The following is a 13866-nucleotide window of genomic DNA, read 5'->3' on the forward strand; positions in this document are numbered from 1 at the left end:
GGACACGCGCTTTGGGTGACCTTGGCGATGAGTTCGATGCCACACGGCCCAATGGGAACCGGATCGGCACCCGACGGGACCCGTGGTTACGCGCTCGCCCCCGCCCGTAAACTGGAGAATCGGCCCACCGGGGCCGGACCTCACTGCCCAGCCCGCCCACCCCCTAGGGAAGTCGCCACCGTGTCGCTCACGATCGGAATCGTCGGCCTGCCGAATGTCGGCAAGTCGACCCTGTTCAACGCCCTGACCAAGAACGACGTGCTGGCGGCCAACTACCCGTTCGCCACGATCGAGCCGAACGTCGGCGTCGTCGGCGTGCCCGACCCCCGCCTGAACAAGCTCGCGGAGATCTTCAGCTCCCAGAAGCTGCTGCCGGCGACGGTCGACTTCGTCGACATCGCGGGCATCGTGCGTGGCGCGAGCGAGGGGGAGGGCCTGGGCAACAAGTTCCTCGCGAACATCCGCGAGTCGGACGCGATCTGCCAGGTCATCCGCGCCTTCAAGGACGAGAACGTCGTCCACGTCGACGGCAAGGTCTCGCCCAAGGACGACATCGAGACGATCAACACCGAGCTGATCCTCGCCGACCTCCAGTCCGTCGAGAAGGCCGTCCCGCGCCTCACGAAGGAGGCCCGCCTCCAGAAGGAGAAGGTCGCCGTCCTGGCCGCCGTCGAGGAGGCCCAGAAGATCCTCGAAGCGGGCGACACCCTCTTCCACGCGGGCATCACGGCCTCCACCGAGAAGGGCCGCCTTCTCCACGAGCTGCACCTGCTCACCACGAAGCCCTTCCTCTACGTCTTCAACGTCGACGAGGACGAGCTGGTCGACGAGGACTTCAAGAACGAGCAGCGCGCCCTGGTGGCCCCCGCGGAGGCGATCTTCCTCAACGCCAAGATCGAGTCCGAGCTGATCGAGCTCGACGACGACGAGGCCCTGGAGCTCCTCCAGTCCATGGGCCAGGAAGAGCCCGGCCTCGCCACTCTCGGCCGCGTCGGCTTCGAAACCCTGGGCCTGCAGACCTACCTCACGGCAGGCCCGAAGGAATCCCGCGCCTGGACGATCAAGAAGGGCGCCACGGCCCCCGAGGCGGCCGGTGTGATCCACACCGACTTCCAGAAGGGCTTCATCAAGGCGGAGATCATCTCCTTCGACGACCTGGTGGAGACGGGCTCGGTCGCCGAGGCCCGCGCCAAGGGCAAGGCCCGGATGGAAGGCAAGGACTACGTCATGCAGGACGGGGACGTGGTGGAGTTCCGCTTCAATGTGTAAGCGGTGCGTTACTGCGGGCTAGTTCGTCCGTCAAGTTCGCAGGTGGCAAGGGGTCGGCTCTTTCGGGAGCCGGCCTCTTGCTGGTTCCCGTGCTGGATGTGTGCTGGATTTTTTTGACGCTTCGTCACCTGCGCGCCCTAGTCGGCAAGCGGTTCGAGCATCGGCTGGAAGGCGGAGTTCTCTTCGTCGGGAACGTGCGGGAGGAAGCCGTCGGGGACGGTGCGGGCGGCAGTGGCGAGGAGGCGGTCCAGGACTTCCTGCTCGGTGGCCGGGGGGAGTCGAAGGGCGGCGAGGAGACGGTCGCGGACGACGGGGTGGTCCGGGTGGTCATCGAGGTAGTCGGAGCTGAGGGCCGGAGGTCGGAAGCCAGCCAGTGCGTCGTGCCAGGACGGGAGGGCGACGGCGAGGGTCAGAGCCTCGGCGAGCGACTCGGCGATCAGGGAGGCCTGCCCCTCGGAGTCGGTGTAGAGGACGGGGCGGGCGCCGCCAGGGACGGCCGGGCCGCAGAGGTAGTGGGTGCCGCCCGCGTTACAGCCGGCGACAGGCTCCACCGGGAGGCTGTTGGGCAGGGCTATCGGCTCGATCGGGTCTGTGCGGGCGAGGTCGAACTCGCCGTCGCCGGCCAGGAAGGAAGCGACCTCCGGATGCGCGGCGATCCTGCGGAGCAGGGCGTTGTCCGAGAGCGCGGCCGGGTTGAGAGCTGCGGCGATCGCAGGGGTGAGGGGATGTCCGGCGAGGATGTGGCGGACGGCTTCGAGCGGGACGGGGCGCTCGTAGTAGTCCTCGAAGTGGGCCTGGACGGCCTCGGGGGAGCGGTCGGCGAGGAGGTGGAAGAGAAAACCGGAGCCGTCCGGGTCCTCGCTGCCGGGCGGGAAGTCGATGCCCGAGCCGGTGCGCCAGCCCGTGTCGCCGGTCTCCCGCCACAGGCAGGCGGTGACCCGAGGGGCGTCGATGCCCTCATCGCAGAAGGTGGGTTCGTCCAGGAGTGGGCGCAGTGCGGCGGGCACTTCGTCGATGACTCCGGGCCAGACCTGCTCGTCGTCCGTCCCGTACGGGCTCATGGCCGACTCGTGGTCGAAGCCGCGTATGAGCACGCCGGCCGGGGTGAAGAGGACGGAGAGGTCGTCCCCCGAGCCGTTCTCCATCAAGGCTGCCTCTTCGTCGGGGCCCCAGGCAGCGTCGAAGGTGTAGTAGCAGTACTGCGGATCTTCGGCGATCGCAGTCTCCAGGACAGCCAACGCGCGCAGGTGGACGCGGAGTTCGATGGGGGCGGGAAGGAGGGTGGCGATCGCGTGCACAGTGCTCATGGCGTCATGAAAGCAGTCGCCACTGACAACTCGGCCCGCTGGTCCGGACGGTGGCGTCCCTGACTCCAGCGGATTCTGGCCGACCGCACGTGTCCTGGCTCAGGATCAGGTGTCGTACACGGTAGAGCGATGCCCGATGTGTACGACCCACACCACCAGTTCACCGTTGTCGATCGTGTAGACGACACGGTAGTCACCCACTCGTAGGCGGCGGCGTTCCGGCTGGGATACGAGTGCGGTGGTGCTGAAGCCGAGCGGGTCGCTTTCCAGCTCGGTCAGTTTGGCCAGGATGCGCAGCGCCATGTCGCGGGGGATCTTGCGGAGTTCGGCCTGAGCCTCAGGCCGGAAGACGGTGCGGTACTCACTCATTGCGCGCCAGCGTCTCCCTCATGACGTCCTCAATCGGAATGCCCGCTGCCGGATTCGCCATGCGCTCGTCGATGATCCGATTGATCTCGCGCTCTTCCCACTCTTGGTACTTCCGAAGTACCTCGATGGACACGACGGCGGCGACCTCCTTGCCTCGGCGCGTGATCACGGTGGGTACGTCATCCCGGTCGGCCCGCTCCACGACCTCGGCCAGGTGTGCGCGCACATCGCGGATGGTCTCTATGGGCAAGGGCTGCGTCATGCGCTCAAGCGTACCAAGTGTCTCATGTGTACACAAGGCACAGTCGATCGGCCCTGGCCCTTTGCTGCGACCTGGCGTGCTGGATGAATTCCGACGGTGCTGGATTGGTGCTGGATAAGTTCTTCAGGATCCCTGTTTTCGCAGGTGGGAGCTCTGTTCTGTATGTTCCGCTTCAACGTGTAACCGGTGACACACCAACACGACGCTGATCCGGCAAACGTGCAGGGCGAAAGGGGTCCGACTCTTCGGGGTCGGACCCCTGGCCTGTTCCTGTGCTGCTGAGGTCGGGCGGCGACCGCGAGACCGTCGTCGACCATCGACATCTCAGCCGTCCCGCTCTCCGACGTCGAGAAGCCGTAATGCGGGCGGGCAACGGGGAACGCATCGTGTTCGCGCCGTAGGGCGCCGGATCCCGCCCCGCCGCTGTCCGTCGCCGCGCTCGATGGGGTGTCCCGGCGGGCCCTAGGGGTGAACGCGGTGGTCCGGCGGGTGCCGCAGGTCGTTGATGAGGTCGTCCAGTGCATTGCTGAGGGTGGCGGCATTGGTCTCGTCGAACCAAGTGGTCCGGATGCGTTCGTTGTTGCCCCTGGGGGTCTCGTGGTCGGCCGAGAGTTGTTGCAGGGAGCGGGTCTCGTCACCCAAGGCGCGGCCCACGGCTTGGAAGAGGCCTCGCACGTAGTGCTCCGCGTCGGGAGCGGGGATTCCGTGACCGGCGGCCCATGACGTGAGCGTGGCGAGATAGGCGTAGTGGGCGGTGAGGGTTCCCGTCAGTGCGGAGAAGACGTCGAAGGCCGCCTCGTCCGCGACCGGCAGTGCTCCGCCGAGCTGCTCGAAGAAGCTGTCGACGGCCGGGTGCGACGGGTACGTCACGGTGACGGAACGGCGTTCGCGTACGGAAGGCAGTGGGATGGCGCGCACCAGCGTGGCGTCGGTGGCAGGGGCGGCAGGGGTTGCGTGGGTGGTGCGGGCGGTGTCGGTGGCGAGCATGCTGCGCAGGTCGTCGTTCGTGACCCCGGCCATCACGTTGACCACCACTTTGGACCCGTCCACCCGCAGGCCGTCCAACGCTTCGTGCCGGTCCTGACGGCGTACGGCGACGATCACCAACTCGGACCGGTCCGCCACCTGTTGGTTGTCGGCGCAGACGTGGACGCCTTCGTACCGCTCGGAGAGGTCGGCGGAGGTGCGGGCGCCCCGCGGTGAGAGGAACACCTCGGGCGTCGGGCCGGCCGGGTCGCGCAGTCCCTCCACGAGGGCCCGGCCGATCTCTCCCACTCCGATGATGCCGATGCGTTTCACGGTTCGTCCTTCCTGGCGTGTGTCAGCGGGGTCTGTGTCGAACGCGGTGTGCCGCGTCTCATGCCGGTCGCCGTTTCCTCCACAGCAGGGCGATTGCCAGGGCGCCCGCCAGGCTGGGAGCCATTCCGGCCCAGCCCAGGGCCGGTGGCAGGCCGGTCGCGCCGGAGGTGTCGGTGGTGAGCAGGCCGGTCAGCCCGGCGCCTGCTCCCAGGGCGAACAGCACCGTCGCGGCGGGACGGGCCCACCGCCAGCCCGCTCTGACGGACCGGGCTGCCCCGATCCAGGCCAGGACTCCCAGCGCTCCGATGACGGACAGCAGGACAAGGTAGGTGCTGACGGCCGAGTCCACTCGGGCCTGGGAGTACGTGGGGTAGCCGTCCCGGATGTGGTCGGCCAGCAGGTGGGTGGTGGCGCGGTCCGCGTACGGGGTGGCGGTCGCGATGAGGGTGAGGGCGAGCCCCGTGTACATCGCGCCGATTGCCCCTCTCCGGCGGTCGGGGAAGGCCGCGGCCGCGTCCTCCGCCGATACCGACGACCGGTCCGGCTGAGGTGGACGTGCCCCGGCGGCGGTCTCGCTCATGTCTGGTCCCCGTTCTCCGCGTTCCGCGGCGTGTTCTTCGCCAAGTCATTCGCCAGGTCAATGGAAAACCTACGTTGTAGGTTCCAGTGGCACGTTAAGTTCTACGATGTAGATTTAGCAAGGGGGCAAGAGGATGCGGGAGGAGTGGGTGTGGCCAGACGTGCGCGGGGTACCTCGGCGGGGCTCGACAGGGAGCGGATCGCGGCCGCGGCCGTGGCGCTCGTGGATCGCGACGGCCTTGAGCGTTTCGGGGTGCGGCGGCTGGCCGAGGAGCTCGGGGTCGACCCGATGTCGATCTACCACCACGTCAAGGGCAAGGCCGCGCTCCTCGATGTGATCTCCGAGGCCGTACTCGCCGAGGTGGCGACCGCTCCTGACGGTGCGTCGCACGACTGGGCGGCGGTCGTCCGGCGGACCGCCCACTCCTACCGGGACGTGGCGTACCGGCATCCACAGGTGTTCCCGCTGCTCGTCACCCGTGCTCAGACCTCGACGGTGGCCATCGCCGCCCTGGAGCACGTCGTCTCCGCGATGCGTGCGGCCGGTCTGCCCGACGTGGTGGCCGCGGATGCCCCGATGGTGCTGTTCGGCTTCCTCAACGGCCACCTGCTGGCGCGTACCGGGGGTGGCCCCGAAGGGCCTGCTTCCGTACCCGAGTTCGACTCCGGCGCGTACCCCGGCATGGCCGCCCTGGCGCCCCAGTGGGCCGACTTCGGCTCTGTCGCGGAGTTCGACCGGATGCTCGACATCGTGCTCGACGGGATCAGGAGCCGGGCGGCTCGCCCGGACTGAGGGCAGGCTCGTGCCGGAGGGCGCCGGCCGGGTTCCCCCGGGGAGGTGTGCGGATTCCTGGGATTCCCGGAGGGAGACGCTTCGGGTGCGTGATGCATTTATGTGTAAATGCGTCATTTTTAGGCTATTCGTTGTTCATGAGTGATCTCGATTACGCCGACAGGTCCGACTTCGAGGACGCCGACCGAGGCTTCGTCGCCGCCCTCTCGCCCGCGGTCGTCCGGACGGACGACGGCCGGGTCATCTGGGACGGGGAGGCGTACGCCTTCCTCGACGGTGACTGCCCGCCCAGTGCTCACCCGAGCCTCTGGCGACAGAGCCAGCTGTGCAACAAGCAGGGCCTGTTCGAGGTGACCGAGGGGATCTACCAGGTCCGCAACCTGGACCTGTCGAACATGACGCTGGTCGAGGGCGACACCGGGGTCGTCGTCATCGACCCGCTGATCTCCGCCGAGACCGCGGCCGCCGCGCTCGCGCTGTACCGCGAGCACCGCGGTGACCGCGCGGTCACCGGGCTGATCTACACCCACTCCCACGGCGACCACTTCGGCGGATCCCGCGGTGTGCTGCCGCACGGCCACGCCCCCGTGCCGGTGATCGCCCCGGCCGGGTTCCTGGAACACGCGGTCGCGGAGAACGTGTACGCCGGCGGCGCGATGACCCGGCGCGCGGTCTACATGTACGGCGCCGAACTGGACAAGGGCCCTGCCGGCCAGATCAGCGCCGGGCTGGGCATGACGACGTCCAAGGGGACGATCACCCTCGTGCCGCCGACCGTGGACATCACCCGCACCGGTCAGGAGGAGACCGTCGACGGCGTGCGGATCGTGTTCCAGATGACGCCGGACACCGAGGCGCCCTCGGAGATGAACTTCTACTTCCCCGACCGGCGCGCCCTGTGCATGGCGGAGAACGCGACCCACAACATGCACAACATCCTGACCCTGCGTGGCGCGGTGGTCCGTGACACCCGTATCTGGGCCCACTACCTGGGCGAGACGATCACGCTGTTCGGTGACCGGGCCGAGGTCGCGTTCGCCTCCCACCACTGGCCCACCTGGGGCCGGGACCGCATCATCGAGCACCTGGCCGGCCAGCGGGACATGTGGGCGTACCTGCACGACCAGACCCTGCGCATGACCAACCAGGGACTGACCGGTACGGAGATCGCCGAGCGGATGGAACTTCCCCCGGCGGTCGCGAAGCGGTGGGCGAACCGCGGCTACTACGGTTCGGTCAGCCACAACGTCAAGGCCATCTACCAGCGCTACATGGGCTGGTTCGACGGCAACCCCGCCCACCTGTGGGAGCACCCGCCCGTCGAGCAGGCAAAGCGGTTCGCCGCCGACTACGGCGGCGTACCCGCGCTGATCGCCAAGGGCGAGGAGTACGCCGCCTCCGGGGACCTCCGGTTCGCCGCGACGCTGCTGGGGCACGCGGTCTTCGCCGCCCCGGAGGACGCGATCGCCAAGCAGGCGCTGGCCGCGGTGTACGAGAAGCTCGGCTTCGGCGCGGAGAACGGCCCCTGGCGCAACTTCTACCTGATGGGCGCGCAGGAGCTGCGCGGCGCGATCGCGCACACCGCGCTGGAGACCACGAACCCCGAGATGGCGATGGCCCTCACCGTCGACATGCTCATCGACTCGCTGGCCATCCGCGTCGACGGCCCCCGGGCGTGGGACGAGAAGCTGACCATGACCTGGAACGTCACCGACGAGGGCCGCACCTGGCACCTTCTGCTCTCCAACGGGGCCCTCACCTACCGCAGCACAGAGGCCGCCCCGGAGGCTGACGGGCCGGACCCGGCCGCCGATCTGACCCTGACTCTGACCAAGTCCCAGCTGCTCGCGGTCCTGGCCGGCAAGGGCCTGGACGACGTGCACGTCCAGGGCGATCCGCAGGTGCTCGCGACCCTCGTGGGCCTGCTCGACAACCCCGACCCCGACTTCGCCATCGTCACGCCCTGATCACCGACGCCCTGATCACCGACGTCCTGATCACCGACACCCGGGCCCAGGGGCTCACGGCTCGCGGTTCATCAGGCTGAGGACGGCGCGGACGAGGGCGGTGAGGGCGCCGTCGGTGAGGGGCTTCTTCTCGATCCGGAACTCCACCGTGTTGCGGCCGTTGTCGCGCTTGAAGCGGAAGCTGACGTGCAGGCGCAGGAACGCGATGACGCCGGTGAGGACGGTCAGGTCCGCGACGACGTCCTCGCCGCCCATCTGGTCGTCCTCCGGCGGGTCGGCGAGGATCCCCTCGACCAGCGTCCGCGCGCCCTCCTCGCCCGCGAGCGCGGCCAGCACGCGGCGGGCGGCGGCCGGGGGATCGTCCGCCCGGGGCGGCGGAGCCCCGGCACCGGCCTGGGCGAAGAGCTCCTGGAGGATCCGCATCGCCTCCGGGGCGCTCGTCACACCGGTCGGGAAGGTGCGGCCCAGTTCGTACGCCGCCTCCTCCAGCGCGAGCAGCGCGCTCCGGTCGGGCAGGGCGGCGGCCCTCTCGGTGTGGACGTCTGCGGCCATGTCAGCTCCAGTCCCCGAGCGGGACGAACGCCGCCCAGTGGTAGGGGTGGGACAGGTAGGCGTGGTCGGCATCCGCGAGCATGCGCCGCTGGGCGTCCCACAGGGCGCGCCACATCGGGCGTCCGCGCATCACCGCACCGGTCACCTCGTCGAGCAGGGCGGCGGAGCTGGTGCCGTCGACCTGCCAGATGGGGGCGAGGACCGTGCGGGTGCCGCCGCGCAGCAGGGCGCGGGGGAGGCCCGTGAAGTCCTCGCCGGGGTGGTCCGGCTCGTGCCAGCCGACCGAGCAGGCGCGCAGCACCACGTGGGACGGGGTGCGTGAGCCGGCCAGATCGCGGGCCCGCAGGAAGGTCCGCCTGGCCCGCCGCGAGGCAGGATCGGCGTGCCGGCTGGGGCGCTCCGTGCCGTCGGAGAGCAGCAGGGCGGAGTTCTCGGGGTCGCTGCGGTCCTGGTGTCCGTGGCAGGCGATGTAGGCGAGGTCGGCCTGCTCGATGCGGGCGAGGACCTCCTGCGGGGTGGCCTCCGGTCCGGTGAGCGAGGACAGCCGCCAGCCGGCACCGGCCGGGAGCGATTCGTCCTCGAAGCCGCTGCCTCCGCCCCGAAGGTCCTCCTCCGCGGCGACCCGCACGCACAGCGCGGTCCCCGAGCCGGTCCGTCGCGCGGCGCGCAGAGCGGCCAGGCCCGAGATGCTCGGGGTGTACACCAGGGCCGCCTGCTCCACGCAGTACCGCCCGTCCGGCAGCCGCAGCGCACCGAGCGGCAGCACGGACAGCGGCCCGTGCGGCGCCACACACAGCAGCCCGCGGTCCGCCAGCAGCTCCTGGAACGGCAGCAGCAGCTCCGCCAGCCCCTCCAACGGCAGCGGGACCGGCCGCCGCGGCTTGATCGGCGGGACGGCGGGGAAGGCGGAGCGGTCGCCGTCGACCGTGAGACGGATCTTCTCCGCGGCGCTGTGCAGCTGGGCGCGACCCACCGCGATGCGGTGCCACCGCAGCGCGTTCTCGCCGGACGCCAGCACGAAGCAGAAGGTCTCGGACTCGCCGGTGAAGTACGAGGCCAGCACCATGCCCTCCGCCGGAGCCGCCTCGTCCAGCAGCCTCAACGCCTCCTCGAACCGGGCCGGTTGTGCCCGGCGCAGCCGTACGTACTCCGGCGCGAACGGCTCCAGCGCCTCGTAGAGCGGAGTGAGCGCCCGCGCGCACTCGCGCCAGGACCAGGCCCGGTCCGGGCGCTCCCCGCCCGCCAGCTGCCTTTGCGTGTGCAGCAGTTCCTGCTCCGCGTCCCACAGCCGCTGCGGTACTTGCGACGGCTTGGCCAGGGGCATCCGCACCAGGTCGTCGGCCATGCCGCGGGCCTTCGCCTCCTCGTGCAGGTCGAAGGCCAGCAGCTCGGGCGGCCGGCTGTCGGGCAGCGGCAGGTCGTCGCCGTACTCGAACAGCAGGGACAGCAGCGCCTCGTACAGCGGGAGCACCAGACCCGCGGCCTGGTCCGCGTCCTGGAGCAGCGGATGCGACTCCCGTGCGCGCAGCCGCAGACCGCGGTGGTGCCACAGCACCTCGAAGGCCCGCCGGTGCCCGCCCGGCACCCGCGCCAGCAGCCGGGCCAGGCCCAGCGGCAGGGCCGGGTCCGGGAGCCGGCCCCGCGCATCGTGGAAGGCGAGGACCTCCTCCAGCAGCTCCACCGCGACCTGCGGACCGCGTACCTCCGCGACCGCCTCGCACACCGGCACCGCCAGGTCCTGCAACGTACGGGAGACGTTCCGCTCCTGCGCGCGGCGCAGCCCCGCCGCGAGCCGGTCCGCCATCCGTGCCCGCCGCGCCGGATCGCGCTCGACGCCGCACAGCCGTTGCAGGGCCAGCAGGCGCGTGTCCGGCAAATCGTGCGCCCCCTCGGGGAAGAGACGCAGCATGCGCTTGCGCAGCTTGGAGAGGGCGAAAGCGATCGGATCGGAAGGACCGCCCAGCGGCAGCAGCTGCGAGAGCGGCATGCGTTCGCGAATCCGCTCGGGAAGGTGCTCGGGTTGCCGGGCGTCCTCGGTGTCCCCGGAGACGTACAGGGCGTAGCGGTAGCACTCGGCCGCGCCGGCTTCGTGGCCCTCCGACAGGTCCAGGTCGCCCATCGTGACGAGCAGCTCGCCGAAGCACGGGTAGGTCGAGCCCGCCGAGTCGAAGAGGCCCTGCGTCAGCTGAGTCTCCAGCGAGAGCAGGTCGCGGGGGAGACGCGGGTCGGTGCCGGAGAACAGCAGTGCGGCCAGGGTGCAGCGCAGCGACACCAGGTTCAGATATCCCGCGCCCTGCTGTTCGGCCCGTTCCAGCTCGTCGCTGAGGAGTTCGAACGCCTCCCACTGGCGGTGGGTGCGCCGCAGGCAGGAGACCAGGCCGTACAGCGTCGACGCGCGCGGCGCGGCCCGCGTCGACATCTCGGGCAGCTCCAGCAGGGCGCGATAGGCATCGGCGGCCGCTCCCAGCGCACCGAGCGCCTCCGCCACCTGGGCCCGGCAGCTGAGGAGATCCCAGCGCGAGGGCATGAACGCCCCGTCCGAGTCGTTCTCGGGACGCGCCGCCAGTGCCTCCGCGCGCTCCAGCGGGGGCACGGCCTCCCGGTAGCGGTGCAGCGAGATGAGGGTGTTCGCGAGCTGGAAGCGCACCGCCGCCTCCTCGACGGCGGAGACCGTCCCCTCCCTGTCGACGGATGCGGCCGCCTGCGTCAGCACCTCGGCCCGGTGCGGCAGATCGCCCATCGTGAGATGCACAGAGGCCAGTTGCAGGTAGGTGTTCACCAGCGAATGCGCGTCGCCCACCGCATGCTGCAGCGAGAGCGCGCGAGCCGCGTGGTAGAGCGCCCTGCGGTGCCGTCCCTCGTGCAGCAGGTGGTTCGCCCAGTCGGCACGGGCCGTCACCTGGCTCGGACCGTCCTCTGTGAGCAGACCCAGCGCGGCGATGGCGTGGGCGTTGCGGGTCCGGTCCGCGCCCCACTCCGCCAGCAGCCGCACCGCGGCCCGCACCGGCTCGTCCGGAAACTGTGCACGGTGCCCCGCCAGCACCCGGTAGGCGCCCAGCACCCCCTCGGCCGCGCAGGCACGGCTCAGCAGCCGGGGGAATCCCTCGCCGCTGCCGCCGGAGCCGTCCGGCTCCCTGGCGGCGGTGGGCGTCCGCGCCCCCAGGGCCTCGCAGCGCTCTGCGAGGAACAGCGCGAGCTCGGCCATCGGCCCTTGTACGCGTTCGTGTCCGTGGGAGCCGACCGTCTCCGCGTGCTGCCGCAGGAACGCCGCCGCCTCGGCGTGCCCGCCGGGCGGCATCGCCGCGAACTGGTCGAGTACCTCGTCGTACGTGGGCGCCGACAGGGTCCGCAGCGCGATCTGCAGAGGCCGCGCCTCCAGGTCCTCGTCATCCGCCATGGTGCCCCCCGTTCCGTCCCTGGCCGCCGTGCCGGGCCAAGGCCTCCCGATACGGTTCAGGATGCTCGGAGGCGCGGGCGCGCAACCGCAGCTGCTCCAGCGGGTCACGCAGGCTCTGCTGCCCTCGCTCCACCTCCGTGTCCAGCAGCAGGGCCTCGAACCTGGCCTCCTGCTCGTGCATGTTCCGCTCCGGGAGCGTCGGTTGATGCAGTCGCGCCAGCACCATCGACTGGGGTGCGGTCCGACGCAGACGCGCCAGCACCTCGTCCCGCTCCCGCGCCGGACCGGCCGCGACGCGGATCCGTGCCAGCTGCTCCAACGCCGCCCCCACCACCGGTGCGTCCTGCTCCAGCAGCGCCGCCGCCCGATCGAAGGGCTGGAGCGCGTCCTGCGCCTCTCCGAGGGAGATCAGCGCCGCGGTGTGCAGCAACAGCCGCTCGGCGCCCAGCGGTTCCTCACCGAGCCGTCCGCGAATCTCCTCGTCCGCCGCCGTGCGCAGCCCGAGGAAGCGCAGCTCGTCGGTACGTTGCCGGTGCAGTTCGCGCAACGCGATCAGCCGGTTGTCGGCTTCTGCGGAGCGTCGCGAATCCGCCGGATACGGCGAGGCGTTGGGGCCGACCGTGCTGAACCCGGGCACCACGTGGGCCAGCAGCCACATCGCCATCTCCGGCCGCTCCACGGCCGCGTACGCGCAGGCCGCGTCCACCCATGCGCCACGCCGTCGGGGATCCGCGCCGAGCGCCGAGAGCAGCGACGAGGTCGCCGCGAAGGCGTGCCCGGCCCGGAGCATCGCGATCCCCAGCAGATGCTGGTGCACCGGACCCCGCCTCGCGGCCTTGAAGAACGGCTCCAGTGCGCGTATCCGCTCCCGCAACGACGCCTGGGGCACCGGCAGCCGCCGGACCCACCTCCGCGGCAGTTCCTCCGCGTCGAAGGGAGCTTCCCAGCCCAGCACCGTCGCCGCATCGCGCACGTCCGCCACCCCCGTCAGTACCGGCGGCCATCCTCCCGTGCCCGGTGATAGCGGGCAAGTGGCCATGAAATGCCTGGGTGTTGACGATCACGCACTCGATCGCACAGCCGTGCGGGGCTCCGGATGTGCGGACGAGTACGTGCGCGGTCCGGATATGCGGACGGTTACGTGCGCGATCCGGATGTGCGGACGGTTACGGGTGCGGGTCACCTTGCGGGCGAGTGCGGGCGCGGTTCACCGTGCGGACGGGCCGGTGTGCTCCGTGGGGAACGACTGGGTGCCCAGCACCCTCAGCAGGTCCAGCCGCTCGCGGCTCTCGGGGTCCGCAGGGGTGAGAACCAGCAGCTGCTGGCGCTGATCGGGGGTGAGCAGGGTCTCGCAGTCCATGAGCATGGGTCCCACCCGCGGGTGCAGGATGGTCTTGCGGTCGGCGCGCCTGACCGACACCTCGTGCGCGGCCCACAGCCGGCCGAACTCGTCACTCGCGGCCTGCAGGCGCTCGACCAGACCGGTGACCGTCGGGTCGCCGGAGCGGCGGCCGGCCACCGCGCGCAGGTCCGCCACGAACTGGCGGGCATGGCGCTCCCATTCCTCGGCCGGGGCGCCGGCCCGCGCGGCCGGATCGGTGAACCAGCGGTAGACGGCGTAGCGGCGGTCGCCGGAGAAATCGACGTGGTCGCCCGTGAGCAGGGCGGCCGTCCGGTTCTGAGCGAGGATCTCGCCCAGGTCGGACAGGACCGCGGCGGGGGTGTCGCCGAGCAGATCGATCATGCGCATCAGCCCGGCGCGGGCCAGCCGGGCGACCCCGTCGGCGGGCGGCGGCTGGTGACCGGCCAGGTGGAACAGGTGGTCGCGCTCGTCCTCCGACAGTCGCAGCGCACGCGCCAGGGCGCCCAGGAGCTGGGCCGATGGCTGACTGCTGCGGCCCTGTTCCAGGCGTACGACGTAATCCGTCGACATGCCCGCGAGCATCGCCACCTCCTCCCGGCGCAGGCCGCTGGTGCGGCGGCGGGGGCCCGCGGTGACGCCCGCTTCCTCGGGACGGATCGACTCGCGGCGGCGGCGCAGGAAGTCGGCGAGCTGTTCACGTTGCATACCT

Annotated in this window: 12 protein-coding genes; 3 read left to right on the forward strand and 9 right to left on the reverse strand. The window is 70.7% G+C overall.

All coding sequences use genetic code 11. From position 1 onward, the window contains the following. Nucleotides 1-180 precede the first annotated feature (180 nt). The gene (gene ychF / locus OG892_RS26310) at nucleotides 181-1269 is read left to right on the forward strand and encodes a redox-regulated ATPase YchF (RefSeq protein ID WP_073736681.1); all 1089 of its coding nucleotides are present in this window, start codon (nucleotides 181-183) and stop codon (nucleotides 1267-1269) included. A 137-nt stretch (nucleotides 1270-1406) separates the two neighbouring features. On the opposite strand, the gene OG892_RS26315 is transcribed toward ychF, so the two are convergent. The 5 genes from OG892_RS26315 to OG892_RS26335 form a co-directional block, all read right to left on the reverse strand. Then, on the reverse strand, nucleotides 1407-2576 hold the full coding sequence (locus OG892_RS26315; RefSeq protein WP_371630444.1) for a hypothetical protein: 1170 nt from the start codon (nucleotides 2574-2576) through the stop codon (nucleotides 1407-1409). Between the two features lie 105 nt (nucleotides 2577-2681). Beyond that, nucleotides 2682-2945, reverse strand: coding sequence for a type II toxin-antitoxin system RelE/ParE family toxin (locus tag OG892_RS26320; protein WP_073736679.1), 264 nt, complete (start codon nucleotides 2943-2945; stop codon nucleotides 2682-2684). Beyond that, the gene (locus OG892_RS26325; protein ID WP_073736678.1) at nucleotides 2938-3207 is read right to left on the reverse strand and encodes a type II toxin-antitoxin system Phd/YefM family antitoxin; all 270 of its coding nucleotides are present in this window, start codon (nucleotides 3205-3207) and stop codon (nucleotides 2938-2940) included. The genes OG892_RS26320 and OG892_RS26325 overlap by 8 nt, the downstream gene beginning before the upstream one ends. A 462-nt stretch (nucleotides 3208-3669) precedes the next feature. Further along, nucleotides 3670-4506: an NAD(P)-binding domain-containing protein gene (locus tag OG892_RS26330; protein ID WP_073736677.1), complete on the reverse strand. Its 837-nt coding sequence runs from the start codon at nucleotides 4504-4506 to the stop codon at nucleotides 3670-3672. 58 nt (nucleotides 4507-4564) lie between these two features. Then, nucleotides 4565-5086, reverse strand: coding sequence for a hypothetical protein (locus tag OG892_RS26335; RefSeq protein WP_371630445.1), 522 nt, complete (start codon nucleotides 5084-5086; stop codon nucleotides 4565-4567). A 150-nt stretch (nucleotides 5087-5236) separates the two neighbouring features. Between OG892_RS26335 and OG892_RS26340 the strand changes: the two genes are divergently transcribed. Together OG892_RS26340 and OG892_RS26345 are read left to right on the forward strand one after the other, a co-directional pair. After that, on the forward strand, nucleotides 5237-5878 hold the full coding sequence (locus tag OG892_RS26340) for a TetR/AcrR family transcriptional regulator (protein ID WP_371630446.1): 642 nt from the start codon (nucleotides 5237-5239) through the stop codon (nucleotides 5876-5878). Between the two features lie 137 nt (nucleotides 5879-6015). Further along, a complete protein-coding gene (locus OG892_RS26345; protein WP_371630447.1) occupies nucleotides 6016-7845 on the forward strand; it encodes an alkyl/aryl-sulfatase in 1830 nt (609 codons plus the stop codon). A 54-nt stretch (nucleotides 7846-7899) separates the two neighbouring features. Here the strand turns inward: OG892_RS26345 and OG892_RS26350 are convergent, their stop codons facing one another. The 4 genes from OG892_RS26350 to OG892_RS26365 form a co-directional block, all read right to left on the reverse strand. Next, complete coding sequence (locus OG892_RS26350; protein ID WP_073736674.1) at nucleotides 7900-8397, reverse strand: hypothetical protein; 498 nt, start codon at nucleotides 8395-8397, stop codon at nucleotides 7900-7902. 1 nt (nucleotide 8398) lies between these two features. Further along, nucleotides 8399-11794 (reverse strand): CHAT domain-containing protein, encoded by a 3396-nt coding sequence (locus tag OG892_RS26355; RefSeq protein ID WP_371630448.1) that lies wholly within the window; start codon nucleotides 11792-11794, stop codon nucleotides 8399-8401. After that, on the reverse strand, nucleotides 11784-12767 hold the full coding sequence (locus tag OG892_RS26360) for a hypothetical protein (protein ID WP_371630449.1): 984 nt from the start codon (nucleotides 12765-12767) through the stop codon (nucleotides 11784-11786). Before OG892_RS26360 ends, OG892_RS26355 begins: the two co-directional genes overlap by 11 nt. A gap of 234 nt (nucleotides 12768-13001) precedes the next feature. Continuing rightward, the gene (locus OG892_RS26365) at nucleotides 13002-13862 is read right to left on the reverse strand and encodes a helix-turn-helix transcriptional regulator (RefSeq protein ID WP_371630450.1); all 861 of its coding nucleotides are present in this window, start codon (nucleotides 13860-13862) and stop codon (nucleotides 13002-13004) included. Nucleotides 13863-13866: the final 4 nt, after the last annotated feature.

The sequence above is a fragment of the Streptomyces sp. NBC_00341 genome, from assembly GCF_041435055.1.
Classification (GTDB): domain Bacteria; phylum Actinomycetota; class Actinomycetes; order Streptomycetales; family Streptomycetaceae; genus Streptomyces.